23 protein-coding genes and 1 pseudogene are annotated in these 22,739 nt (G+C 60.8%); 9 read left to right on the top strand and 15 right to left on the bottom strand.

Annotation, left to right across the window (positions count from 1 at the left end; genetic code table 11):
- Window positions 1–367 precede the first annotated feature (367 nt).
- On the bottom strand, window positions 368–889 hold the full coding sequence (locus IPK17_RS22365; protein WP_343419913.1) for an amidase family protein: 522 nt from the start codon (window positions 887–889) through the stop codon (window positions 368–370).
- Window positions 835–1,140 carry an amidase family protein gene (locus IPK17_RS22360; RefSeq protein WP_343419912.1) on the bottom strand — a complete coding sequence of 102 codons (306 nt, stop codon included), beginning with the start codon at window positions 1,138–1,140 and terminating at the stop codon, window positions 835–837. Before IPK17_RS22360 ends, IPK17_RS22365 begins: the two co-directional genes overlap by 55 nt.
- Before the next feature lie 381 nt (window positions 1,141–1,521).
- Between IPK17_RS22360 and IPK17_RS22355 the strand changes: the two genes are divergently transcribed.
- The 4 genes from IPK17_RS22355 (at window position 1,522) to IPK17_RS22340 (ending at window position 3,388) form a co-directional block, all read left to right on the top strand.
- Window positions 1,522–1,788, top strand: coding sequence for a hypothetical protein (locus IPK17_RS22355; protein ID WP_343419911.1), 267 nt, complete (start codon window positions 1,522–1,524; stop codon window positions 1,786–1,788).
- Window positions 1,789–1,902: 114 nt separating this feature from the next.
- The gene (locus IPK17_RS22350; RefSeq protein ID WP_343419910.1) at window positions 1,903–2,151 is read left to right on the top strand and encodes a M24 family metallopeptidase; all 249 of its coding nucleotides are present in this window, start codon (window positions 1,903–1,905) and stop codon (window positions 2,149–2,151) included.
- Window positions 2,152–2,179: 28 nt separating this feature from the next.
- Complete coding sequence (locus IPK17_RS22345; RefSeq protein ID WP_343419909.1) at window positions 2,180–2,539, top strand: M24 family metallopeptidase; 360 nt, start codon at window positions 2,180–2,182, stop codon at window positions 2,537–2,539.
- A 315-nt stretch (window positions 2,540–2,854) separates the two neighbouring features.
- The gene (locus IPK17_RS22340) at window positions 2,855–3,388 is read left to right on the top strand and encodes a dihydrofolate reductase family protein (RefSeq protein WP_343419908.1); all 534 of its coding nucleotides are present in this window, start codon (window positions 2,855–2,857) and stop codon (window positions 3,386–3,388) included.
- A gap of 102 nt (window positions 3,389–3,490) precedes the next feature.
- Here IPK17_RS22340 and IPK17_RS22335 read toward each other — a convergent pair whose 3' ends face one another.
- The 3 genes from IPK17_RS22335 to IPK17_RS22325 form a co-directional block, all read right to left on the bottom strand.
- A complete protein-coding gene (locus IPK17_RS22335) occupies window positions 3,491–4,030 on the bottom strand; it encodes a DUF1003 domain-containing protein (RefSeq protein ID WP_343419907.1) in 540 nt (179 codons plus the stop codon).
- Window positions 4,031–4,532: 502 nt separating this feature from the next.
- Window positions 4,533–5,207: a helix-turn-helix transcriptional regulator gene (locus IPK17_RS22330; RefSeq protein ID WP_343419906.1), complete on the bottom strand. Its 675-nt coding sequence runs from the start codon at window positions 5,205–5,207 to the stop codon at window positions 4,533–4,535.
- Window positions 5,208–5,527: 320 nt separating this feature from the next.
- Window positions 5,528–6,721, bottom strand: a complete 1,194-nt coding sequence (locus IPK17_RS22325; protein WP_343419905.1) for a citrate synthase family protein — start codon at window positions 6,719–6,721, stop codon at window positions 5,528–5,530.
- A gap of 126 nt (window positions 6,722–6,847) precedes the next feature.
- Here IPK17_RS22325 and IPK17_RS22320 point away from each other — a divergent pair, with 126 nt between their 5' ends.
- Window positions 6,848–8,158 carry a hydroxymethylglutaryl-CoA lyase-like TIM-barrel protein gene (locus tag IPK17_RS22320; RefSeq protein WP_343419904.1) on the top strand — a complete coding sequence of 437 codons (1,311 nt, stop codon included), beginning with the start codon at window positions 6,848–6,850 and terminating at the stop codon, window positions 8,156–8,158.
- A 338-nt stretch (window positions 8,159–8,496) separates the two neighbouring features.
- Here the strand turns inward: IPK17_RS22320 and IPK17_RS22315 are convergent, their stop codons facing one another.
- From IPK17_RS22315 to IPK17_RS22290, 6 genes and pseudogenes are all read right to left on the bottom strand, one after another.
- Window positions 8,497–9,660 (bottom strand): glycosyltransferase family 4 protein, encoded by a 1,164-nt coding sequence (locus IPK17_RS22315; RefSeq protein ID WP_343419903.1) that lies wholly within the window; start codon window positions 9,658–9,660, stop codon window positions 8,497–8,499.
- Window positions 9,657–11,542, bottom strand: a pseudogene (asnB, locus tag IPK17_RS22310) (asparagine synthase (glutamine-hydrolyzing)). Before asnB ends, IPK17_RS22315 begins: the two are co-directional and overlap by 4 nt.
- A 119-nt stretch (window positions 11,543–11,661) precedes the next feature.
- Window positions 11,662–12,756 (bottom strand): glycosyltransferase, encoded by a 1,095-nt coding sequence (locus IPK17_RS22305; protein WP_343419902.1) that lies wholly within the window; start codon window positions 12,754–12,756, stop codon window positions 11,662–11,664.
- A gap of 144 nt (window positions 12,757–12,900) precedes the next feature.
- Window positions 12,901–13,836, bottom strand: a complete 936-nt coding sequence (locus IPK17_RS22300; RefSeq protein ID WP_343419901.1) for an SDR family oxidoreductase — start codon at window positions 13,834–13,836, stop codon at window positions 12,901–12,903.
- A 191-nt stretch (window positions 13,837–14,027) separates the two neighbouring features.
- Window positions 14,028–15,056 carry an MraY family glycosyltransferase gene (locus tag IPK17_RS22295; RefSeq protein WP_343419900.1) on the bottom strand — a complete coding sequence of 343 codons (1,029 nt, stop codon included), beginning with the start codon at window positions 15,054–15,056 and terminating at the stop codon, window positions 14,028–14,030.
- A 66-nt stretch (window positions 15,057–15,122) separates the two neighbouring features.
- Window positions 15,123–16,103, bottom strand: coding sequence for a WD40 repeat domain-containing protein (locus IPK17_RS22290; RefSeq protein WP_343419899.1), 981 nt, complete (start codon window positions 16,101–16,103; stop codon window positions 15,123–15,125).
- A gap of 413 nt (window positions 16,104–16,516) precedes the next feature.
- Here IPK17_RS22290 and IPK17_RS22285 point away from each other — a divergent pair, with 413 nt between their 5' ends.
- The gene (locus IPK17_RS22285; protein WP_343419898.1) at window positions 16,517–17,896 is read left to right on the top strand and encodes a cation-efflux pump; all 1,380 of its coding nucleotides are present in this window, start codon (window positions 16,517–16,519) and stop codon (window positions 17,894–17,896) included.
- A 6-nt stretch (window positions 17,897–17,902) separates the two neighbouring features.
- Here IPK17_RS22285 and IPK17_RS22280 read toward each other — a convergent pair whose 3' ends face one another.
- The 3 genes from IPK17_RS22280 to IPK17_RS22270 form a co-directional block, all read right to left on the bottom strand.
- Entirely contained in the window at window positions 17,903–18,772 is an 870-nt protein-coding gene (locus IPK17_RS22280; protein ID WP_343419897.1) for a maleylpyruvate isomerase family mycothiol-dependent enzyme, read from the bottom strand.
- Window positions 18,773–18,788: 16 nt separating this feature from the next.
- Window positions 18,789–19,430, bottom strand: a complete 642-nt coding sequence (locus tag IPK17_RS22275; RefSeq protein ID WP_343419896.1) for a TetR/AcrR family transcriptional regulator — start codon at window positions 19,428–19,430, stop codon at window positions 18,789–18,791.
- A gap of 336 nt (window positions 19,431–19,766) precedes the next feature.
- Entirely contained in the window at window positions 19,767–20,297 is a 531-nt protein-coding gene (locus IPK17_RS22270) for a DUF4287 domain-containing protein (protein WP_343419895.1), read from the bottom strand.
- A 181-nt stretch (window positions 20,298–20,478) separates the two neighbouring features.
- Here IPK17_RS22270 and IPK17_RS22265 point away from each other — a divergent pair, with 181 nt between their 5' ends.
- The 3 genes from IPK17_RS22265 to IPK17_RS22255 are packed head-to-tail and all read left to right on the top strand — an operon-like array spanning window position 20,479 to window position 21,835.
- Window positions 20,479–20,880, top strand: a complete 402-nt coding sequence (locus IPK17_RS22265) for a LysM peptidoglycan-binding domain-containing protein (protein WP_343419894.1) — start codon at window positions 20,479–20,481, stop codon at window positions 20,878–20,880.
- An 8-nt stretch (window positions 20,881–20,888) separates the two neighbouring features.
- Window positions 20,889–21,521 carry a diacylglycerol/lipid kinase family protein gene (locus IPK17_RS22260; RefSeq protein ID WP_343419893.1) on the top strand — a complete coding sequence of 211 codons (633 nt, stop codon included), beginning with the start codon at window positions 20,889–20,891 and terminating at the stop codon, window positions 21,519–21,521.
- Window positions 21,473–21,835, top strand: a complete 363-nt coding sequence (locus tag IPK17_RS22255) for a diacylglycerol/lipid kinase family protein (RefSeq protein ID WP_343419892.1) — start codon at window positions 21,473–21,475, stop codon at window positions 21,833–21,835. The genes IPK17_RS22260 and IPK17_RS22255 overlap by 49 nt, the downstream gene beginning before the upstream one ends.
- A gap of 540 nt (window positions 21,836–22,375) precedes the next feature.
- Here the strand turns inward: IPK17_RS22255 and IPK17_RS22250 are convergent.
- On the bottom strand, window positions 22,376–22,594 hold the full coding sequence (locus IPK17_RS22250) for a hypothetical protein (protein ID WP_343419891.1): 219 nt from the start codon (window positions 22,592–22,594) through the stop codon (window positions 22,376–22,378).
- Window positions 22,595–22,739 lie beyond the last annotated feature (145 nt).

Below are 22,739 nucleotides of genomic sequence, written 5' to 3'. Positions count from 1 at the left end.
CGCGCAGCAGCACGTCTTCGCGGAAGGCGGGCTCGAACTACTGCATCAATCGAAAGCAAGCCCTCACTGTAGAAACCCTTTGCAGCACGGTTGGATTCCGGTACGCCCGCCAGACTGGCGGACAGCGTGAGCTTCTTCGAGGTACATACTAGTCGGGTCGTTTGACGTTCTCGCCGGGCGCAAAAGCGGTGTTGGGTGACGTCGGCCCCGTGATACATCCACGCGCTCGAACGCCTTGTCAAAGTCCTGCTTGATGAGCGTTGCGCACCTGCCGCGCTTTGCCATAGTAGGCATCATGGTAGCCCGCGGAGGGCATACGTCGAGCATGATGCGGCGCTTGACTTCGGCCCGAAGCCTTCGCCGCGCGTCACGCATGGGTATCCCACATGTCGCCTTTATCGACGCGCCCCGAAGCGAATGCCGTCGCAGCGCGCGGGGTTGGCGCTGGCTTCGGCGGGCGCGATGATGTAATAGACGGGCAGCGAATAATCGGTGTGCGGCATGTCGATCTCGATCTCCCGCCGAGCGCTCGAAGCTGCTCAATCGCCGCATGGACGGTTCGCGTCGACTTCAGGCTGCGTCCCCTGATGAAGTCTGCTTCGGGCACGCCGACCCCGCGGCGCCACATCCCCGCCGAGCGCCGCCACGTAATCCGGCACATCGGCGGGCATGCTGGTCGAATCAGGCGGGTCATGCCCGCCATGATGCCGAGCAACCGCGCCGCGTCTTCGACCGTGCGGGTGCAGGCCGGGTCGCGGTCAGCGACGAGCCGAACGCCGCCAAGCCATACCGCGACTCGCGCCCGCTGGCTCAGTTTCAAGCCGATCAGCCCGGTCAGCGAAGCGGGCTGGCTGCCGCCCGTATCCGTGCCGAGTGCGCCCGCCGCCATGCCCGCCGCGACCGCTGCTGCGTGCCGCCGCTGCTCCCCCGGGCACGCGTTCGAGATCCACAGGTTGCGTGTGAGCGCCATAGGCCGAGTTCTCGGTCGAGGGCCCCATCGCGAAGTTCGTCCATGTTGGTCTTGCCGAGCAGCACCATGCCCGCGTCTTCCAGCCGTTTGACGGCGGTCGCGGTGATGACCGGCGTGTAACCCGCGAGAATTTCGATCCGCAGGTGGTTTGCACGCCCGTCGTCGAGCACATCACGATCGCCAGCGGTACGCCGGCAGCGGACGGTCGTCGCCGTTGGCGCGCTGCGATCGGCGCAGGCGGCATCCGCGAGGGCGCGGTCGGCGGTCACGGTGATGGCGTGGATCGTCGGTTCGAGCGCCGCGATCTGGTCGGGATGGCGCGCGTCAGTTCCACGGACGAGATGTCACGGTTACGCAGGGACTCACAGCGTCGGAGAAGGCTTAGGCGAGTCAGTTCAGACATGGAGTTCTCTATGGTGATCAAATCACGGAGGTATGGCACACGGGAAGTGACAAACAGCGCGGTTTCATGAAACTCACTATTCTTACAAAGTTAATTTCGGTTACAATGAAGTAGTACATTTTGGGTATTGGGAGCAGCACCATGGGCTTTGCGACAGTACCAGCAGTTACGGCAGGCGGGCGTCCTCGCGCACACGACCTCGAAGCGCGGCATGCGCTCGGCGCGGAGGGCGATGAAAGTGGAGTCGCTGTTCGATCTTTTGCACAGCGCTGCTATCATTCAGGATGGCGTGGATGGTGAATATCCGCGGGGAACTGGTTGGATCGCCATTGAAGACCAGAGCGGTAAGCAGGGCTACATTGCCGTGACGCCGGATCAGAAGCAGATTGTCGCGAACATTTTCAAGCTGATCTAGTTCACAGGCGTCCGTTTACGGGTGCACAGTTTTTGCCTTGCATTGTGGATCAACTGCCCTACTTCGTTTTCACTGTGAACTGTAAACTTGAACTATAAACTACTCGGGTGAAGCATGACGGTTAACGACCAGAACGATTTTGGCGGGCTGATGCGCATCGGGCGGATCGTCGGCCTGACGATCAAGACGATGGCGGAAGCGCTGCGTCCCGGCATGACCACCGCCGAGCTCGACGCCATTGGCGCGGCCTATGAAGTCGCAGGGGCGCAGTCTGCGCCACCGGTTGGTGCCGCAAGTTCCCCAGCGCGACCTGCATCAGCATTAATGAAGAAGTCGCGCACGGCATCGCCGGGGATCGCGTGATTAAGCCGGCGATCTCGTCAGCATTGACGTGTCGGCGGAACTCGGCGGCTACTTCGCGGATTCGGGCAGTACATTTCCGGTGCCGCCGGTGCGCCCGGAATACCAGAAGATTTGCGATACGGCCAAGATCGCCCTCAAGCGCTCGATTGACGCGGCGCGGGCGGGGCAGCGCATCAACGCCATTGGCAAGGCCGTCGAACTGGAAGCGCGGGCGGCGGGGTTGAATATCATCCGCGAGTTGAGCGGGCATGGCGTCGGCAAATCGATCCACGAGAAGCCGAGCATCCCCAGCTACTTCACCAAGCGCGCCGACGACCGCCTGACCGATGGGCTGGTGATCACGCTCGAACCGTTCATCACGAATGGCTCAGGGCGCGTTTACGGCTGACGACAACTGGACGATCAAGACGCCGGACGGCGACCACCGCCCAGTACGAACATACGATCATTGCGCCGGCGCGCCCGTGCTGGTGACGGCGGTCTGGGCGTAGTTCAGCGCCCCTAAGTCCCCTCTTCACTTGGAGAGGGGACTTAAACCCCATGCTTGTTTCCTCGCTCCTCTTTTCGGGTAGGGCGATGAAGTTGTTCGACTATTTATTAGCATCCCTAACACCTGTCGCTTTTGTTCAAGCTTCTGCGCCCTACATCCCGTATCATAAGCAGTATCAAATCAATTCAACCAACTGAACTAAGGAGAGCCACCATGAGAAAACTCGTCGTGACGGAGTTCATGTCGCTGGACGGCGTGATCGAAAATCCGATGTGGACGTTCAAATACTGGAGCGACCCGATCGCCAATTTCAAAGGCGAGGAGACCGCCAACAGTGATGCGCTGCTGCTCGGTCGTGTCACCTTTGAAGGCTTCGCGCAGGCGTGGCCGAACAGCCCGGATGAGGGCGCAGCGTACTTTAACGGTGTGCGCAAGTATGTCGTGTCGAACACGCTCAAAACCGCGGACTGGAACAACTCGGTGATCATCAGCGGGGATCTCGCGACCGAAGTCAACAAGCTCAAGGCGCAAGCGGGCACGAACATCACCGTGCACGGCAGCGGCAAGCTGGTGCAGTCGCTCCTCCGCGCCGGGCTGGTCGATACCGTCCGCGTGCTCGTCTACCCGGTTGTCTTGGGGCAAGGGCAGCGCCTGCTCGAAGACGGCACAACCGCCACGCTCAAGCTCGTGGGATCCCGCCCGCTTGGCGATGTCATCGGCCTGATCTACTACGAACCCGAACGCTAACGGCCCGCTTTCGCCCCTCTCCCACGGGAGAGGGGCGGGGTGAGGCCATCTCTCCCCTCTCCTTTAGGAGAGGGGCCGGGGGTGAGGCTAGCTTCCCCAACTTCATTTCTTCACATTGATCTGCTCTTCCAGAATGGTCTGAATCTTCTCGATATTGGTCGGGCGCAGCATTTCCTGCAATTCAGTATCATTCGACACGTCCAAACCCTGTTTTTCCAAGAGGAGCGCGAGCATCCGCATCATCTTCGTCAGCTCGTCCTCAGCGAGAATGTCGAGCTGCAAATCCATCTCCTGCCGCAAATCCGCCACCCGCTCCCCGCGATTCTGCGAGATCAGCACGATGATCGACAGGAAGATGGCCTCCAGCGACACAATCATCGTCAGCAGTTGAAACGGAAACGGGTCAAACGGTTGTAAGCCGGGGATCTGGCCGTTATTCCACGCCAACCAGATCGTGAACCACACCACATTGAAAATCAAAAAGCCCATGCTCCCAAACCGGCTGGTCAGCGCATCGGCGATCTTCTCGGGGGTGGTGCGGCGTTCGTCGGCTCTGGCTTTCAGGCTGTGTATCAGGCGGCGGCTGGAAAGAACGGCATCTCGTGCGTTATCACGTGCGCTTACCCGTTGTCCATTTGGCATCCCTTTGTGTCTTCATAATGCGTATTGTAATTATAATCCACATTACGTTGACGGGAACGCCCTCAATTCGTGGAGCGCATATCGCCCCTCGCCTTTAGGTTCACGGCAGGACAGTCTTAATTTTTCGAGACTGTCTTCCCTTAAACGACACCTTGTAGGGACGGCCTTCTAGGCTTGTCCGCAAATGATTCACCATTCGCAACGGCTCAGAAAGGGTGATTCGAGTTTACTCCTCACCCCCAGCCCCCTCTCCCACGCAAGCGGGGAGAGGGGAGAAAAGCGGCTTTTGCTGGCCCCTCCCCGAATTCGGGGAGGGGCCGGGGGTGGGGTGGGTTGTTTGATTTGCGGACAAGCCTTTCTGGCCGTCCGCTGACCTCGGATGCGCAGAAGCGCGTCCCTAGACAACATGTTTTCCTCACATGATCGCCTTAATGGTTCCCCATGTTAAAAGTGTCCTGTCCTCAATCTTTAGGGAGAGGGGTTGGGGGGAGGTTGATCTCTTTTACTTCACCCCGGCCAACTGCGCGGGCGTGTGCCCGACATAATATTTGAGCGACCGCGTCAGATGCGGCTGATCCGCATAACCGGCCTGCGCCACCACATCGAGGATCGAGCGCCCGCGCTGCAAGAGCGTCATCGCCTCCCGCGCCCGCTCAATCTGCGCGATGGCGCCGTGTGTCAACCCGGTCGCCCGCAAAAAGCGCCGCTGCAGCGACCGGGGCGACACGCCCGCCGCTCGTCCTGCCAGCGCCGCATCCACCACCGGGTCACGCGCGATCAGCCCCTGCCGTTCGAGGCGTCGCACAAACACATCCGCATTGTCGAAAGTCGGCACTTCCCACGCGGACCCGTTCAGCCAGAAAGCGCGTTCGCCCGCGGTGAGCGGCAGCAGCGCATCCCCATCCACGAGCGTTTCGGTCGGCAGATGCGGCATGAACGTGCCGAGTTTGAACGTGATGCCGAGGAATTCCGCCTCTTCTGGGATCGGTGCGGGCGACGCTTTCGTCTCCGGCCCGCGCAGATGCACAGTGAGTTCGCCGCGATACCGCGTGATCACCATTTCGCACTGCGCCGCCGCCGCCGACATGAACGATCCGCCGCGCGCATCGCTCCATGTCTGCCACGCAAACCCCACCAGCGGCGACTCAAACATCTGATAATCAAACTGGAAATCCATCCCGCTCCTTCTAATTCCCCCTCTCCGCTCGGAGAGGGGCTAGGGGTGAGGCTCTCTTTCTCCCCTCTCCCCGCCGAGGGATCACTGCTGACGCTCTCTTTCTCCCCTCGCCTTTAGGAAAGTGGCTGGGGGTGAGGCTGTCTTTCTCCCCTCGCCTCTAGGAGAGGGGCTGGGGGTGAGGCTCTCTTCCCCCCTCGCCTCTAGGAGAGGGGCCGGGGGTGAGGCTGTCTTTCTCCACTCGCCTTTAGGAGAGGGGCGGGGGGTGAGGCTGTCTTTCTCCCCTCTCCCCATGGAGAGGGGCGGGGGGTGAGGTTCCTCTCCTATATGTTCCCACCGCCCGGTTTCGATCCGGTATACACCGCCCTTGGCCGAATCAATTCCCCGGTTGCATACTGCTCAATCGCGTGCGCGATCCAGCCCGCCGTCCGCCCCAAGGCGAACAGCGTCAGCGGCGCGTCTTCCGGCAGCGCCAGCACCCGCGCCAATGTGACCAGCGCAAAGTCGATGTTGGGCGCGCGGTCGATCACCTTGTTTGTCTGCTGGATGATGCGGTCGGCCAGTGCCAGCGCGGGATGCTCCCCATAGCTCGCCCGCAGCAGGTTCAGCAGCGCCGCCGCTCGTGGATCGCCCTGCTGGCGGTAGAGCACATGCCCGAAACCGGGGATCCGTTCGCCGCGCTGCAACCACGCGCGGATCACGGGCTGTGGGTTGCCTGCCGCCTCGACCTCGCGCCAGAACGCCGCCACCAACCGCGTATTGCCGCCGTGCTTGAACCCCTGAATCGCCGACAAGCCCGCGTTCACCACTTGGTACAGCGTGGCATCCGTCGAAGCGACCACCCGCGCCGCGAACGACGACGCGTTTAGCTCGTGATCCGCGCTCAGGATCAGCGCCGCGTCGATCAGCCGCACATCCGCCTCGGTGGTCAGCTTCCAGCCCGCCGCCAGCCGTTCGGCGCTGCTCCCGCCGCCCACCCCGCTGATCGTCCGTTCCAGCAGCAGCAGAATGCGCGCTCCGGTCATGGGCAGCGCCGCCTTGTCGAACGCCCGCAGATCGTCGTCGGCGGCCAGCGCCAGCACGAGATGCATCCGCGTGAGCGGCGGCACGGGCACGCCCTCGATCTCCGGATCAATCGCGAACGTCACCGTCTGCAGGAACAGCTTGTAGACGGTCTCCCAACTCCCCGTCCACAGCAGCGTCGCGACCTCCTCAAAGGTGCGGGTGAGCGCCAGTTCGGTGGCGTCGTGCCCGCGATAGTACAGCTTCTCCTCGTCGATCAGCGTGAGCGCGGACTCCAGCACGGGGGAGCCCCACTGAAGCGCCTCGCGCGCGCCTTTCTCCGGGCTGCCGCGCTGCGCCTTCCGCTTGAGCAGCTTCTCCACGTCCTCCGCGAGGTAGCGGCGCTCGCGGCTGTCCTTCTCGCCCGCCTCACTGCGAATCAGCCCGCGGCTCACATACGAGTACAGCGTCGCCACACTGATCCCGAGCATTTCCGTGGCTTGCTTGGCGCTCAAATAGCGTGAAATGGTGTCATCTCCAAAATCAGAATAGATTGATTATCACAATCAAGATTGACAAGTTTCATCAATATATCTACCTTTTGAGAAAGACACAAATTGACACCCAAAGGATACGTTTTCATGCTGACAGAACCCGCCGCGCCGGAGTATTTTCTCGACAGTTTCCCGCGCGATCAATTCCCGCAATATGTGTCGACCGACCGTCCCACCCACCTCCCCGCGCAAGCGTGGACAACCGAAACGACGCACCGTGATGGGCAGCAGGGCGGGCTGCCGCTCAACCTAGAGCAGAGCCTCGCCATCTACGACCTGCTGTGCCGCTTCACGGGGACGAGCGGCGCGATCCGGCAGGCCGAGTTCTTCATCTACCGCCCGTCCGACCGGGCGGCGCTGGAAGGCGCGCTCGAACGCTGGCGGGGCGGCGCGCCGATTGAGCCGACCACGTGGATTCGCGCCAGCAGCGCCGATGTCGCGCTGATCAAGGCGCTCGGCGTGCGCGAGACGGGCATGCTCGCCTCCGCCTCGGACTACCACACGTTCCACAAGTTCAAGCCGGGGGGACGCAACCAAGCGGCGCAGATCTACTTGGAGGCGGTGCGCACCAGCGTTGAGGCGGGGATTCGCCCGCGGTTGCACCTCGAAGATGCGACGCGCGCGCCGATGGAGTTCATGCAGCCCTTCATCGAGGCGGTGCAGGCGATCTGCGAGCCGTCCGGTTTGCGCCCCAAGTTCCGCGTGTGCGACACGATGGGCTTAGGACTTCCCTATGACGATGTCGCGCTTCCGCGCAGCATCCCGCGCATCTTCCAGACGCTGCGGGCGATGGGTTTGCAGCCGGAAGACCTCGAATTTCACCCGCACAACGATACGTGGCTGGTGGTGGCGAACTGCCTCGCGGCGATCCGCGAAGGGTGCGCGGCGATCAATGGAACGTCGCTCGGCAAGGGGGAGCGCACGGGCAACGCGCCGCTGGAAGGCGTGCTGCTGCACCTGATTGGCATGGGGTACTTCAAGGACGACGCGCCCGACTTCACGGCGCTGAACGAGCTCGCGGGGCTGTATGACGAGATGGGCGATCCGCTGCCGAATAAGTATCCGCTGTACGGGCGGGATGCGCACCGCACGCGCGCCGGAGTCCACGCCGACGGGCTGAACAAGTTCTGGTGGATGTACGCGCCGTTCGACGTGCCGAACCTGCTCGGTCGCCCGCTGGAAGTCTCGCTGACCAAAGACAGCGGCATTGCCGGGTTGATCTTCGTCATCAAGCAGCATGTGGGCGTAGATCTGCCGAAGGATGATCCCAGTTTGCAGAGCGTGTACGCGTGGATGCAGGCCGAGTTTGACGGCGGACGACAGACGAGCATCGAGTGGGAGGAGCTGGAAGGGCTCGTGCGGCAGAAGCTCAGCCTTACTCCCCAGCCGCTCGCCTAAACGAGAGGGGAGGAATGAGCAGCCTCACGCTTAGCGTACAAACCTCACCCCCGGCCCCTCTCCTAGAGGTTCACGGCTGGACAGTTTTAACATTGGGAACCATTGAGACACCGGTTTGAGGGAAAACAGATTGTGTAGGGACGCGCAACGGCGCGTCCGTTTTGTGCGCAAAACGGACGCCCCGTTGGGCGTCCCTACACTCGCTCGATTGTTAAAAGTGTCCTGTCCTCAACCTAGAGGAGAGGGGAGAAGATCAGCCTCACCCCTAACCCCTCTCCCACGGGAGAGGGGAATAAGGGTAGCTTCATTACTCAATCCAGTGTTGAGTGTGGGCAAACCTACAGCTTGCCCTTTTTCGCCAAAATGCCCCGATACAACTGATCCAGATCCATGACCAGCCGATCAATGCCGTAGCGGTCGAGCATCAACTGCTGGGCGCGCGTCGTATCCGGTGGCGCGGTGACCGTCCGGACGATGGCATCCGCCAGCGCGTTGACATCTTCGGTCGGCACGAGTGTGCCGAGCGCCCCTTGATCGAGCAGATCGGGCAGGCCGCCGACCGCCGTCGTCACGACCGGACAGCGCGCTGAAAGTGCCTCGATCACCGAGACCGGCGTCCCCTCATTACGGCTGCTGATCACGAGCGCATCGAGATCGCTGTACACGGGGGCGACCTCGCGCACCCAGCCCACAAACCTGACGCAGTCGGTCAAGCCGAGCCGCGCGGTGGTCGCTTCCAGTTCGGCGCGCAGTTCGCCGTCGCCGATGATGGCGAAGCAGGCATTGGGCAGGCGCTCGCGCACTTTGACCGCCGCTTGCAGGAACAGCTCATGATTCTTGATGGGCACGAGCCGCCCGACGATGCCGATCAGCGGCACATCCGGCGCGATGCTGTGGGCGCTGCGAAAGTCGCCGGATTGACGCGGCACGCGGGCGAACGCTTCCAGATCCAGACCGAGCGGCAGCACCGTGATACGACTGCGGCGGGCGATACCGTACTCTTCCGAGAGTTCGCGGCGCAACCCTTCGGTGAGCGTGATCACGGTGTCGGACAGGCGCGCGGTGATCCGCTCCAACAGGATGAACATCTTGGTTTTAGCGGGGCTGAAATAGCCTTGAAACACATGCCCGTGAAACGTATGCACGATGACCGGGACGCCCGCCAGCTTAGCCGCGACGCGCCCAACAAACCCGGCTTTCGCCGTGTGCGTGTGCACCACCTGCGGCTGCATCTCGCGCATGAGCTGATACAGTTGCCAGATCGTGCTCAGGTCGCGCAGGGGGTTGAGCGACCGCCCGAGCTCCGGCAAAAGCAGCGGCGTGACGCCATGCTTTTCCGCGAAGTACTGCATATCGCCTTCGCCCGCTTCGATGTTGCCGCAAACGAGCGTGCTGTGATAAACGGGCGCGCCGAGCTTTTCGGTGAGCAGCGTGACGTGAATCGCTGGCCCACCGATGTTCAGCCGGGCGATGATGCGCAAAATGCGGATGGGTTCGGTCATGGTTTCACAGGTTGAGCGGCGTCAATGAACAGGCGATGCCACAATTCTAGCGTAAGCAGGCTCCAGAGTCTGCCACCGTGATCGCGCTTGCCCGCGGCGTGTTCGTCCAGCAAGCGCGTGACCGCCGCGGTATCAAGCAGACCGCGTTCGCGCGCCCGCGCGTCCAGCAGCAGATCGCGCACGTGGCGGATGTCCGTCCGCAGCCATGCGCCGAGCGGCACGCCAAACCCATGCTTCGGGCGGTGGATGATCTCGGCGGGCAGTAAATCCTCCGCCACTTGCTTGAGTAGATACTTGGTCGTGCTGCCTTTGAGCCTGAGGTTGTCGGGGATGGTCGCGGCCATTTCGACTAACCAGTGATCGAGGAAGGGGCGCGCGTTTCCAGCGACACCGCCATGCTTGACCGATCCGTCTTGATGAGCAGATCGTCCGGCAGGTAGGTCAGCATGTTGATGCGCAGCAAATCGGCCAGTTCGACGCGTGTGCCCATCTGCGCCGCGAAATGCAAGCCCGCGTCATCGCTGGTCGCCCCGGTCAGCACGCCGATTTGCTCGCGGTTGAACAGGCGAATCCAGTCATAGTAGGCCAGCGCGGGCGGCAGCGATGCCCCACGCGCAAAGCGTCCCGCCCGCTTGATCACGTTGTAGTAGCCCGTGCCTTCCGGCAACACGCGAATCGCGTTGGCGACCCCGCTCCACAGCGACCGGGGCAGCGCCGCCATGCGCTGCACGAGCGCATGCGCGTAGAAGCGTTCATACCCGGCGAACAGTTCGTCGCCGCCGTCGCCCGTCAGCGCGACGGTGACCTGCTGGCGCGTTAGTTGGCTGACCAGATACGTTGGGATGGCGCTGCTGTCCGCGAACGGCTGATCGTGATGCCAGACCAGCGTCGGCGCGAGGTCGAACGCCTGCGGGTTGACCGTGAAGGCCGTGTGTTCCGTGCCCAAGCGACTCGCCACCTGCCGCGCGTACTGCGTCTCGTCGAAGCTGTCATCGCCCGCAAAGCCGATGCTGAAGGTGCGGATCGTGCCGTTCTGGTGGCGGCGCATGAGCGCGACGATCAGGCTGCTGTCCAGCCCGCCGCTCAAAAACGCGCCGAGCGGCACATCACTGATCAACGCCTGCCGCACCGATTCGCCCAACGCTTCGCGCAGTTCATCGCACTTGCGCGCCTCGAATTCGGCGGTCAGTGGGGAGTAGCGCGCCGGGTGCGGCGGCGTCCAGTACTGCTGCGGCTGAAAGTCGCGCCCGGTAATCGTGATGACGTGGCCGGGCAGCAGCGCCTTGATCCCCTTGAAGGCCGTCAGCGGCGCGGGGATGTAACCGTAGCCGAGGTAGAGCGCCAGCAGATGCGCGTCAAAGGCCGACTCACGCGGCACGGCGGGGTGCATCAGCAGCGACTTGATCTCGCTGGCGAACACGAACACCCGCTCATCGTGATAGTAGTAGAGCGGCTTCTCACCCAGTCGATCCCGCGCCACAGTCAAGCGTTGATTCGGCGCGTCCCACAGCGCGAACGCGAACATGCCGCGCAGCGAATGCAGCAATTGCTGACCGTCGCGGCGGTACAGCTTGAGGATCGTCTCGGTGTCGCTGTTGGAGCGATAGCGCGCGCCTTCCATTTCCAGCAGGCGGCGCAAGCGCGGATGATTGTAGATTTCTCCGTTGAAGGCAATGATGTTGTCGCCGTCGCGCATTGGCAGCGCGCCGCTCGGCGAGATATCCTGAATGGCTAATCGTCGATTGCCGAGCCCGCACGCGCCATCGACGATGACCGCTCCCTGATCTGGGCCGCGATGAATTTGCACGTCCAGCATGGGCGCGATTTCAGCTTCGGTGGCCGGCGTTCCATCGAAGTACAGCACACCAGCAATTCCACACATGGGATATAACCAAAGAAATTACAGACAATAACAATCTGTATTGTCACCGCTTTCAAGGGAATGCGCAAGGGACCAATTAAGAGTCACCCGGGCTGCACCAGAGGTGGGAGGAGTGCATTTCACACTAACTGCTCATACAACGCGACCGTTTGCTGGGTCATGCGTTCCACGCTGAACGCCGTTTCCAGCCGATCCTGCCCGACCAAGCCCATATGCCGCCGCAAGGCTGAATCCGCGATCAGCTCGTTGAGCGCCCGCGTCAGCGCGGCGGGGTCGCGCGGCGGCACGAGCTTGCCCGTCTCGCGGTGCAGCACAATTTCGGGGATCGCGCTCACATTCGACGCGATGATCGGCGTTTGCTGCGCCATCGCTTCCAGCAGCACCAGCCCAAAGCCTTCCCACAGGCTCGGCGCGACGAAGATGTCGAAGGCGGCCATCAACTGCGCGGTATCCTCGCGCCAGCCGAGGAAGTGCACGCGGTCAGCCACGCCGAGCGCCCGCGCTTCGGCTTGCAGCGACCCGCGCAGATTGCCATCCCCGGCGATCACCATGACGGCGTTCGGCGCGTCCAGCCGGGCGAAGGCGCGCAGGCTGTAGACCAGCCCCTTCTGCGCGATCAAGCGGCACACCGAGCCGAGGATCACCGCGTCCGGCTTGAGCTTCAATTCAGCGCTCAGGTTAGCCCGCGCTTCCCGCCGATCCACCTGCGGCATGCGCAGCCCGTAGTGGATCGTGTGGATTTTCTCCGGCTTGACGCCCTCCACGCGGATGCAAAACTGCCGCACCGACTCCGAGATCGCGATCCCGGCGGAGGCCAGCCGCCACAGCACATTGTTGACGAGGCGCATGGGGATCAGCGTGCGGAACTGGTCATCGTTGTGGCGGCTGATCATCGTGCGGCGCACGCGCGCCAGCTTCGCCGCGATGCCGCCGTACAGGTCGGCGTGCAGCAAATGCGTGTGCGCGATGTCCGGCTTGAGCTGGCGGAGCGCCGTGCGCAGCCGCCCGATTACGCCGAAGTCAAGATGCCGCCCAATCGGCACACGCACCACGGGCACGCCCTCCGGCGCGAACTCCTCGACAGGCTTGCCCGGCTCGTGGATCAGCAGCAGCGTCACGTCGACGCCGCTGGCTTTGAGCGCGGGCAGCAGCGTCATCAGGTGGCGTTCCGCCCCCGCAACCCGCGTCGCTTTAATGATGTGAACGACTTTCATAGATTACCTTCGGTACAGGACTGAGTGCTGAGGACTGAGGAGTGAGTAAAAACAAGCCGCCTCTGTGCCCCTATTCCTACACGAAGCCAAGCAGGCTTACCCACCTCACACCTCAGTCCTCAGTCCTATGTTTTGTCCTCAGTCCTATCTCTTGAGGAACCACTCCACTGTCCGCGCCAGCCCCGTGTCAAAATCGACCACCGGCGCGTAATCGAGCAGATCGCGGGCTTTGTCGGTCGCCGCGCGCGAATGCTTGATGTCGCCCGCGCGCCCTTCCTCGAAGATCGGCGTGATGTTGGTGCCGAGAATGCCGTTGATTTTGTCCACGAGGTCGAGCAGCGAAATGCGCCCACCCGTCGCGAGGTTCATCATCTCGCCGCCCACGTCGGGCGCCTGAATCGCCAGCAGATTGCCATGTACGACATTGTCGATGTAGGTGAAGTCGCGGCTCTGCTCGCCGTCGCCGTAGATCGTCGGCGCTTCCCCGCGCGACATGGCGGCGACGAAGCGCGGGATCACGGCGGCATACTGCGAGGTTTCGTCCTGCCGCGGCCCGAATACGTTGAAGTAGCGCAGCGCGACCGTCTCCAGCCCGTACACTTCGGTGAACGACTTGCAGTAGTATTCGCCCGCCAGCTTCGCGACCGCGTAAGGCGAGAGCGGCTTGGGCGGCATGTCTTCAGTCTTGAACTCGCCTTCGATGTCGCCGTAGGCCGACGATGACGCCGCATAGGCCACACGCTTCACGCCCGCGTCACGCGCTGCCAGCAGCACATTGAGCGTCCCGGTGACGTTGTATTCATTAGACGTCAGCGGGTCGGCGACAGAGCGCGGCACCGAGGCCAGCGCCGCCTGATGGAACACATAGTCCGCCCCGGCGAACGCCGTGTCCAGCGCCGCTTTGTCGGTGATGTTGATTTCGAAGACTTCCAGATCGCCGGATAACTCGGCGACATTCGTCCGTTTACCCGTGACGAAGTTATCGACAATGCGGACGCGGTGACCCTGTCGCAGTAAATGCTCGGCGATGTGCGATCCGATGAAGCCCGCGCCGCCGGTGACAACGTAAGTTTCGCTCATGCTACCTTCCCAAGTTGAAAGTTAAAAGTCGAAAGTTAAAAGTTAAAAGCGAGTACTGGCTGCCACTTTTAGCTTCAGTTTGGAAGGGAGTTGGCGTTCTATCCTCGACTCCACCCCTCGCCCGTAGAGAGGATCAGCAGCAGCGTAGGCTAAACCAAGCTAAACTCAGATTGCTTTTTTACTTGCTACTTTTAACTACTCTTCGCCGATTGTAGCTGATATTTTCGCCGCACGAACATCATAAAAATGAAGGCCGCGCCCAGCAGCGCCAGCCCGATGGCCCCGGTCAGCAGCGCCAGATTGAACGGGAACACGCTGACCGCCACGCCCATCGCCACGAAGAACAAGCACGCGCTGTAGAGCACGAGCAGCGTCCAGCGCTGACTCAGGCCGAGGCTCATCAGGCGGTGCGACGTGTGATCCTTGCCCGCTTGCCCCGGTGATCGGCCTTCCAGCAGGCGCGTAATCACCACAAGGTGAATGTCGAACACGGGCAGCGCCAGCACGAGAATCGGCACCATCCACGTGACGCCGAGCGGCTGCTGCCCGAATTCCAGCTTGATGCCGAGGATCGCCAGCGTGAAGCCCAGCACCATCGACCCCATATCGCCCATGAAGATCGCCGCCGGACTGAAGTTGTAGACCAGAAAGCCGATGGCACTGCCTGCCAGCGCTGCGGCTAGAGCGCTGACCAGCGTCAGCCCTTCGTTGAAGGCGATCAGCGTGAACCAGCCCGCCGCAATCGCGCTTAAGCCGGAGGTGAGGCCGTCCATGTTGTCGAGGAAGTTGAGGGCGTTCGTCAGCGCGACGATCCAGAACAGCGTCAGCAGGATGTCGAGCACGGGGAGGTTGAACAGTTGAATGTGAATGCCTGCCGCGACGACGATCAGCCCGGCGGCCACCTGCGCGATCATCTTGGCCTTGATGCCCAGCTCGTAGCGGTCGTCAATCAGGCCGACGATCGCCAACAGCGCCGCGCCGATCAAGAACGCGCCGAATTCGAGCATATAGTGCGGCGGCGTGAAGAGCAGAATCGCAATCGCCAGCCCACCGAAGATGGCCAGCCCGCCCATCAGCGGCTTGTGATCCTTATGGATTTTGCGCTGATTTGGCTTATCGACCACGCCCAACCGCAGCGCCAGCGCCCGCGAGAGGGGCGTCAAGCCGAGCGATGCGGCAAACCCGACCACGAGGATCGGCACAAACAACAGGGAGTCCATGAATGCCTCACGACACGTTACGCGGGCATTATAGCAGAATGAGTCACGCTGGGGAGAGCGCAGCAGTTAATTGGCAGGAACACCCCAAAACTCGATTTCACCTGTAGTTTTCTCCGCAAGAATGTAATCGTCATTTGGGCTGAAGTAGATTCCAGCAAGGTTTGTGACTGTAAATTCTGCAAGTAATACATTGGATTCAGTGGAGTACAGTTCAATATTGCTCTCAACAGCATATGGATCATCACCGGACGACAAGACGTACATGGATAGATCAGGGTTAAAGAGGGAGTATTCATTTACAATAGGCACTGTTTCCCGTGACAGGACATTCAAAAGCACCGGCTGATCGTTCAGTAAAACTGCGATGACATCTCCAATTTGCTGAAGATATATCATATAAGCATACTGAGGAAATACATCAACCATCTCTAACGGCTCTGCATCCACTGCATCTAATATCACGATCTGTCTGACTGCATCCAGAAAAATCTTTCGTGAGTTAGTTGTGATCATCATAAACAGAAAAATCGGGTCATCTGAGTGAAAGTGAGTTACACAATCACCAATTTCGTTGTTGACGATGCCACATTTGAAGAGATCATGTGATGCGAGATAAGCGACATACATGCCATCAGGGCTAAAACTCAAGTCGGAAACATTGCTGTCTCCGATTGGTATTCGCTTGATTTCCTGCTGATGCTCAACATCCCAAATGACAAGAAACCGCTCGGTGAAATTCGTTATATCCACAAACGCCATTAAGTGACCACTCGAATTGAACCATACCATAGAGCCAAAGCGCCCTTCCCAATAGCTGATTTCAATGCCTGTGTCGCCATCAAACACGCTAAGGCGGTCGCTTGTGCGTACTGCGAATAGATGTCCGGTTGGACTGAAATAGGGGAAGATCGGATTTCTTTCTCCGATGAAGTTCACTTCAATAAACGTGTCTGTTTCCAGATTCCAAACTTGGAAGCTGGAGTCTACCGGGTCGTACATCGCAATATCAGAATATGGCACTATCAACCGTAGTCCATCTGAACTCATGAATGGCTCGAGTGGACTATAGGAGATTGGCATATCGACTTGGCGCGTATTGATTGTATGGAGCAGTGTGATCTGATCCGCATTTTCGACAGTGATTGGCTGAGAGTTCCAAGTCTATTTCATCGGATACGCCTCCTGACACTGCCTGCGAAATATAACACTGTACCGCGCTTTTCGCCGTGCCTAAATCTCGGTTAGCGTCAGACGAACATTTGCAAAAAAGATTGTCAAAACCGGGAATCGTCCCATAGGATGGAATTATTCGTCGGGACGCAATTCATGGCGTCCGTTTATTCGCAACCTCACCCCCTAACCCCCTCGCCTTTGGGAGAGGGGGAATCTGGCACCTCGGTTCAAGTCCGCTCTCCCCTGGAGAGCGGATTTAGGGGTGAGGTGAGTAGGGATGACTCTCAATGGATGCACGCCACCAAGTGCGCCGGGTGTTGATCATCACGCTGGTGCTCAACCTCGCCGTCGCCGTCGGCAAAATCATCGTGGGCGCGCTGACAGGCGCGGTCTCGATCACCGCGGACGGCTTCCACTCGCTGATGGACGGCTCGTCCAACCTGATCGGCTTGGGCGCGAACGCCATCGCGGGCAAACCCGCCGACGAGGATCACCCGTACGGCCATCGGCGCTATGAAACGCTCGCCGCGCTCGCCGTCGGCATCCTCTTGATCTTCACCGCCTACGAGATCATCACCAGCGCGATTGAACGCCTGACCAGCGGTGCCAAGCCGGAACTCTCGCCGCTCTCGTTTATCGTGTTGATCGCCACGCTCGGCGTCAACCTGTTCATCAGCCGCTACGAAGGCGCCGCCGGGAAGCGTCTCAACTCCGAACTGCTCATCGCCGACGCGGCGAACACAGGCGCGGACGTGTTTGTGACGCTCTCTGTGCTCGTCAGCATGGTGCTGGTCGCGTTCTTCAACTGGACGTGGGCGGACCCCGTCGCCGCGCTCATCATCGTCGTGTTGATCGGGCGGGCGGCGTGGCAAATCATCAAGCAGACGGGCGGCGTGCTGGTCGATACCGCGCCCTACAAGTCTGGGGAACTGGCACAGTTCGCGGGCGAAGTCCCCGCCGTGCGCAAGGTGATCCGCGCGCGCAGCCGGGGCACCATCGACGCCGCCTTCATCGACATTGATGTGGAAGTCGCACCGGGCACGACTGCCGAGCAGACCGCCGCCATCACCGAAGCGATTGACGAGAAAATGCGCGCGCATTTAACGGGCGTCTCCGAAGTCGAAGTGCATTTTCAGCCGAGCGGCTACGACGAGCGTGATTACGCGCAGACCGCCCGCGCCCGCGCCGATGCGCTCGGCCTGAACACGCACGAAGTCCGCGTGATCGATGCGAACTACGGCAAAGTCATGGAGATGCATGTCGAAGTGCCGCCGAATCAGACGCTCGGCGAGGCGCACGAACAGGCCAGCGAACTGGAAAGCTCGATCCGTTCAGCGCTGCCGGATGTGGTCGAAGTCGTCACACACATCGAGCCCAAGCTCACCGAGTCGAGCGGCGATTTCTCCCGCGAGGCGAAAGATCTCAAGGTACAGGCGCTCACACTGCTGCGCGACCACTTCCCGACGGCGGACTGGCACGAACTGCGCGTGTCGGCGCTCAATGGCAGCGGCTACTATGCGTGTACGCTGCACGTCGCGCTCGCCGCCACCATGACGCTCGAAGACGCGCACGACCTCGCGGAACGCGCCGAGATGCTGCTGCGCCTCGAACTTCCGCGCATCGCCCGCGTCACCATCCACACCGAACCGCAGGAAGCCCGCGATTAGCGGTGCCTAATACAGCACAATCGTCTGGCGCAGAGCGCTCTCCGCTAGCTCACGCCGACCTTCGATCTGCGCCAAGCCCTGATCCAACACCTGTTGCGCGCTGACGCGCCCCGATGCCAGTCGGTTGAACTCCAGCCCATCCATCGTGATCGTCGCTTCGGGCGGGTTGTTTCCGCCGACCAGCCATGCACCGCCCGCCGGTCCGGTCAGGCGATACAGTACGCTCTGCCCATTCAGGCTGGCGTTCAGGGTGCGATCCAGCTCCCGCACCACCAGCGCCACGATGCGCCCGTCGTGGTCTGCCGTCTGCACCATCTCGCGCCCGGTCGCCCGGCAGATATCCGCGCGATGCATCCACATATCCCGCGTGTAAATATTGTCGATCAGATCGCCTAAGCTCACCCGCAGGTTCGAACCGGGAACGGGGATGGTCACCCGCCGCAGAAGCGCGGGAAACCGCTGCCGTCCGGCGAACGAAGCCTCCCGGTGATCGCGCATTTCGGCGATCAACTGGGCCAGCGACCACTGCGCGCGCAAATCGATCTGCCGCTGGTTCGCCGCATCGAGGCCATTCATGCCTTTAGCAGTGTAAGCGCGGGCGCGCAGCGGGTTGAACTGATCCATAAATTCGCCGAAGCGCGTCAGCCCAAACACATGGCTGGCCTGATGAGCGATGATGTCTTTGACCGACCACAGGGTGCAGTCGGTCGGTTGCTTGAGGTCGGCGGGCGTCAGCGTGTCAACCAGCGTCAGGAACCGCTCCAGTTCGACGCGAGCCAGCGGGATCACTTCAGGCGGAGCCAGCTTAGGAATGGCCGCGGCGGGTCGTACCGCACTGTAGTCTGTGAAATGGGATACGCGTGTCATGACCTGCATTGGATGGCTCCCGTCTCTATTGATGTTTCCAGGCGATTTGCAGCATGTGGATCACGTGCGGAATCAGGCTGCTAAAACGTCCTTGCCCGACGGGTAGATCGGGACTGTTGGCGAGATGCAGCGCCGTAATTCCGTGCTGGATGGCGATAAACAGGTCGAGCGCCTGATCGAGCGAAAGCTCGGGATCGAGATTTGCGGCGCGCAAGCTGTCACCTACCTGTTGGCGGCCTTCGGTGAGCGCCGCGTACATCTCGGCCATGCTCTCGTCGGAGGGGACAAAACCGGGGACATGGCGTTCAAACAGCAGTTTGAACAACTCCGGATTCTCCACCGACCATTGAACGTAGGCCATCATCACTTGCAGCCCCTCTTCCCAGCCAGCCGCTGCTGGCGAAGCCGTCCGGATCTGTGCCATGTAAGCGCGAAAATGCCGCGTACCCACCCGAAACAAGTGATCGTAGAGCGCCAGCTTGTTCGGGAAGTACTCATAGAGCGACGGCGTCTGCATGCCGAGCATCCGCGCGATCTCGTTCAGGTTCAGCGCCGCGACGCCTTGCTCACGCATGATCTGACGGGCGGAGTTGACGATGGCCTCGATCATTTCTTCCCGGTTGCGCTGACGGCGCTGCTTGGGCGAGAGTGTCTTGCGTTCAGTCACTCAAACCTACTCCAATTTGGTTTACCTAATACAATTAGGAATACCTAGATACTATAGGGATTTTCGTGATTGTCAAGTGGTCAATTCAGGCGGACAAGTTGGTTGGGGAAATGGTTTTGCGTGTCGAGGGTAAGCAGGTATCAGGATGTCTCAAAAGTCGGATTCCGACCCCACCCCCGGCCCCTCCCCGAATTCAGGGAGGGGAGCCAACAATAGCGGTTTTTTCGCCTCAGGCAACTTGCGTGAGAGTCGGGTTTCAAGCAAGCTGTGCGTGGGGGCGGCTGGCGCTGGTGAGCTTAGTTGGTCTCATAAGCTTGTTTGAGCCACGCGATCAGCTCATCGTCGATCTGCGCTGTCGGTCAGCTTGACCAGATGCGACACCATGCCGTTGAAGCCGCCTTCGGTCAGGCGTTCGGTGGGCTGCACGCCCTTGAGCTTCAGACCAACGTCAAAGCGGCTCTTGGTCGCGGGCTGCAAACAGGCGAACTGCTTGTTGCGGCGCACGCTCACATAGGCTTTCATCGGCACGAACTCGACATCATCGCCAAACCCGCGGATGATGTTGGCTAACTGGTCGTAGATTGGGCGCAGCGCTGCTTTGCCCCCGGCATACTGCGCCTCGATCAGGCTGTCGCGGTCGTCCGTGGTCGCGGCGGCGCTGCTGTTGGCGGTGTGCACGACGAGGTTCGCATAGCCATAGGACAATCCGTGTTCCGTCTGCAAGAACTTGAGCATCTCGCCGTGCTTTTGTAAACCGCTGCCTTTGGCGATTGCGACCCATTGATCGATGGTCTTGCCGGTCGATTTCTCCAGATTGGCGATCATATTGGCCGTCTCGGCGGCGGGATCCCGTGGTGCTGGCATCATCTCACTCCTGACCTGTGTCTAAAAACGTAATACGTTTGTTCTGTTTTAGTAGCGTAGCATAAGTTCATTTGTTCGTCTACTAACTGCTTGAAACTTAAGCTGATCGTTAGGAAAATCTATCGTCTGGGACAGGGTGCGCTATAATGCGCCTTACAATGTCCGTTAAGCAAAGGACGAGACGATGAGAATCCTACTGGCGCTGCTCGCTTTGATGCTGCTGGCGTGCACATTGAGCAATGTTCCCCCGACGCCCACCACCGCGCCGTTCCCTACCGTGGACCCGGCGCTCCAGTTCAGCACGCCGTTCGCGCCCGATCAGACGGGCCTCGGCGCGGCCACGCCTACGCTCGATATCTCCGGCGTGGGCTCCGGCGGTGGCGCGACGCTCGCCACCAACCCGAACTGCCCGCAGCCACCCGGCTGGATCACCTATGTGGTCGAATCCGGCGACACACTCGGCTTGCTCTCACTCCAAACCGATACGCCGGTCGCGGATCTCGCCGCATCCAACTGCATTACCGATCAAGACACCTTGTTTGTCGGCCAAGTGATTTATCTGCCGACGCAGCCTGTCGTCCAATAGGAGCCAGCATGCCCGACTCGATCAAGACCGTCCAAGTTATCATCAACCCGGCGTCCGGACAGGATGCGCCCATGCTCGCTATTATGAACCGCGCCTTTCGCGCCGCTAAAGTCGATTGGGATGTGAAGCTCACCAAGGAAGCGGGCGATGCCGAACGTTTCGCCCGCGAAGCAATTGCGGCAGGCGTCGATGCGGTCGGCGTGTATGGCGGTGACGGCACAGTGATGGAAGTCGCTTCCGGGATGAATAAGGGCGGACGTGCCCTGGCGATCTTCCCCGGCGGCTCAGCCAACGTGATGTCGGTCGAATTGGGCATCCCCGGCAATCTCGAAGAAGCGGTCGCGCTGGTGTGCAGTGACGCGCGGCAGATCCGCCAGATTGATATGGGACGGCTCGGCGATCAGCAGATGTTCATGCTGCGGTTGGGCATTGGCTTCTTCGCGGAGACCACCAAGGGCGCAGATCGCGAGGTCAAGAACCGGGTGGGCGTGCTGGCCCTATGGCCTGTCGGCGCTGCAAGCCCTGCCGAAGGCGCAAGAAATCGGTTTACACCATCACGCTCGACGACGGTGAAATTGTGCAGGCCGAAGGCATGGCCGCCTTCATCGCCAATTCGAGCAGCCTCGGCGTTCCCGGGCTGACGCTCACCAAGAAGGCCAGCGTGAGTGACGGCCTGCTCGACGTGATCGTGCTCAGCGACATGACTATCGGTTCGCTGCTGCAGGCGGCGGCCAATGCGGTTGGGCTGGCGCAGGATCTGCCGCACTGGCAGGCCAAATCGATCAAACTGGAGGCCGATCCGCCGCAGAGCATCGAATGTGACGGCGAAATCATCCACGATACGCCCGTCACCGCGACGGTCGTTCCGAATGCCGTGCGCGTTATCGTCCCGAACCCGGAGACCATCGACGATGCCGCGGAGCAGGTCAAGGCGGCGGAACCGAAGGGGGATTAAGGGCAGCCTGCCTTTCCAGTCCCCGCGCCTTTAGGTGAGGCTGTTATTCCCCTCTCCTTTAGGAGAGGGGTTAGGGGTGAGGTTGATCTTTCTGTCCCTGAATTGGGGAGGGGCCAGGGGGTGCCGGAAGGTAGGTTTTCGATCTGCAGGGACGAGGCATGCCTCGTCCTCGTGTGCCAACACGGCCGTAACCCGATTTTGGCTAAAGCGAGCTTTTGCGTTCACGGAACACAGGCTTTTGTCCAATCCAGAGGAGGCAGGGACGCGTATGCCTCTGTCCCTTACAGGGGTTTTTGTCATTAGTCAACCCGCGTTCCAGTGGAAGGGAAAAAAAAAAAAAAAAAATATTAAACACAAAAACTCCCCCACCCCTGACAGGTAGGTTATCCCCATTTCGTATCATCTGTTGAGAGGTGATTGAAGTGAGTGGATCAACTGCCATCTGATCCGACCGAGTTGAAGCCATCTCTGCCCACCGCAGCCAGAAAAGAAGCTGAATCCATCCGTCGACGCCAAACCCATCGAAATCCGGTCGCGAATTTAACCGGCCGGAAATTCCTGGAAGTCATCGCTACGCCCGCCGATGTGGTCGAACCGAATCCGCCTGGCGATGCGCTGCATCTGCTCCAGCAATTGCGCGTTAGGCCGTTCGTCACGCTGCTCGAAAGCCGTCAGGAGATAACCAACCGCCGTCGGGGCGCGCCGCCGACCGAACGCTTCAGCCGGGTGACCGCATGTCCACGTTGGCGGGCAGTTCACGCTGCGCCGTCAGCTTGCAGAAGCGTGGCGTAACCGCCGGCGTCAGCTTACGCGGCGAATTCGACACGCGCGCGGCGGGCTTTGCGCCCCCTAAATATCTGCACCTGCCCACCGTCGATAACCATGCGCCGACGCAGGAAGACTT

The organism is Candidatus Flexifilum breve (genome assembly GCF_016713355.1).
Note: the sequence above shows the minus strand (reverse complement) of the source record. Positions and strands in the feature narration are given on the sequence as shown.

Excerpts from the sequence above, each read along its gene's own strand:
- IPK17_RS22285 (WP_343419898.1), top strand. The coding sequence starts at position 16,517 with ATGGATGCACGCCACCAAGTGCGCCGGGTGTTGATCATCACGCTGGTG.
- IPK17_RS22300 (WP_343419901.1), bottom strand. The coding sequence starts at position 13,836 with ATGAGCGAAACTTACGTTGTCACCGGCGGCGCGGGCTTCATCGGATCG.
- IPK17_RS22340 (WP_343419908.1), top strand. The coding sequence starts at position 2,855 with ATGAGAAAACTCGTCGTGACGGAGTTCATGTCGCTGGACGGCGTGATC.
- IPK17_RS22290 (WP_343419899.1), bottom strand. The coding sequence starts at position 16,103 with ATGAGTTCAGATGGACTACGGTTGATAGTGCCATATTCTGATATTGCG.
- IPK17_RS22315 (WP_343419903.1), bottom strand. The coding sequence starts at position 9,660 with ATGACCGAACCCATCCGCATTTTGCGCATCATCGCCCGGCTGAACATC.
- IPK17_RS22280 (WP_343419897.1), bottom strand. The coding sequence starts at position 18,772 with ATGCAGGTCATGACACGCGTATCCCATTTCACAGACTACAGTGCGGTA.
- IPK17_RS22260 (WP_343419893.1), top strand. The coding sequence starts at position 20,889 with ATGCCCGACTCGATCAAGACCGTCCAAGTTATCATCAACCCGGCGTCC.
- IPK17_RS22330 (WP_343419906.1), bottom strand. The coding sequence starts at position 5,207 with ATGGATTTCCAGTTTGATTATCAGATGTTTGAGTCGCCGCTGGTGGGG.
- IPK17_RS22270 (WP_343419895.1), bottom strand. The coding sequence starts at position 20,297 with ATGATGCCAGCACCACGGGATCCCGCCGCCGAGACGGCCAATATGATC.
- IPK17_RS22320 (WP_343419904.1), top strand. The coding sequence starts at position 6,848 with ATGCTGACAGAACCCGCCGCGCCGGAGTATTTTCTCGACAGTTTCCCG.
- IPK17_RS22335 (WP_343419907.1), bottom strand. The coding sequence starts at position 4,030 with ATGCCAAATGGACAACGGGTAAGCGCACGTGATAACGCACGAGATGCC.
- IPK17_RS22365 (WP_343419913.1), bottom strand. The coding sequence starts at position 889 with ATGGCGGCGGGCGCACTCGGCACGGATACGGGCGGCAGCCAGCCCGCT.
- IPK17_RS22295 (WP_343419900.1), bottom strand. The coding sequence starts at position 15,056 with ATGGACTCCCTGTTGTTTGTGCCGATCCTCGTGGTCGGGTTTGCCGCA.
- IPK17_RS22305 (WP_343419902.1), bottom strand. The coding sequence starts at position 12,756 with ATGAAAGTCGTTCACATCATTAAAGCGACGCGGGTTGCGGGGGCGGAA.
- IPK17_RS22255 (WP_343419892.1), top strand. The coding sequence starts at position 21,473 with ATGGCCGCCTTCATCGCCAATTCGAGCAGCCTCGGCGTTCCCGGGCTG.
- IPK17_RS22350 (WP_343419910.1), top strand. The coding sequence starts at position 1,903 with ATGACGGTTAACGACCAGAACGATTTTGGCGGGCTGATGCGCATCGGG.
- IPK17_RS22265 (WP_343419894.1), top strand. The coding sequence starts at position 20,479 with ATGAGAATCCTACTGGCGCTGCTCGCTTTGATGCTGCTGGCGTGCACA.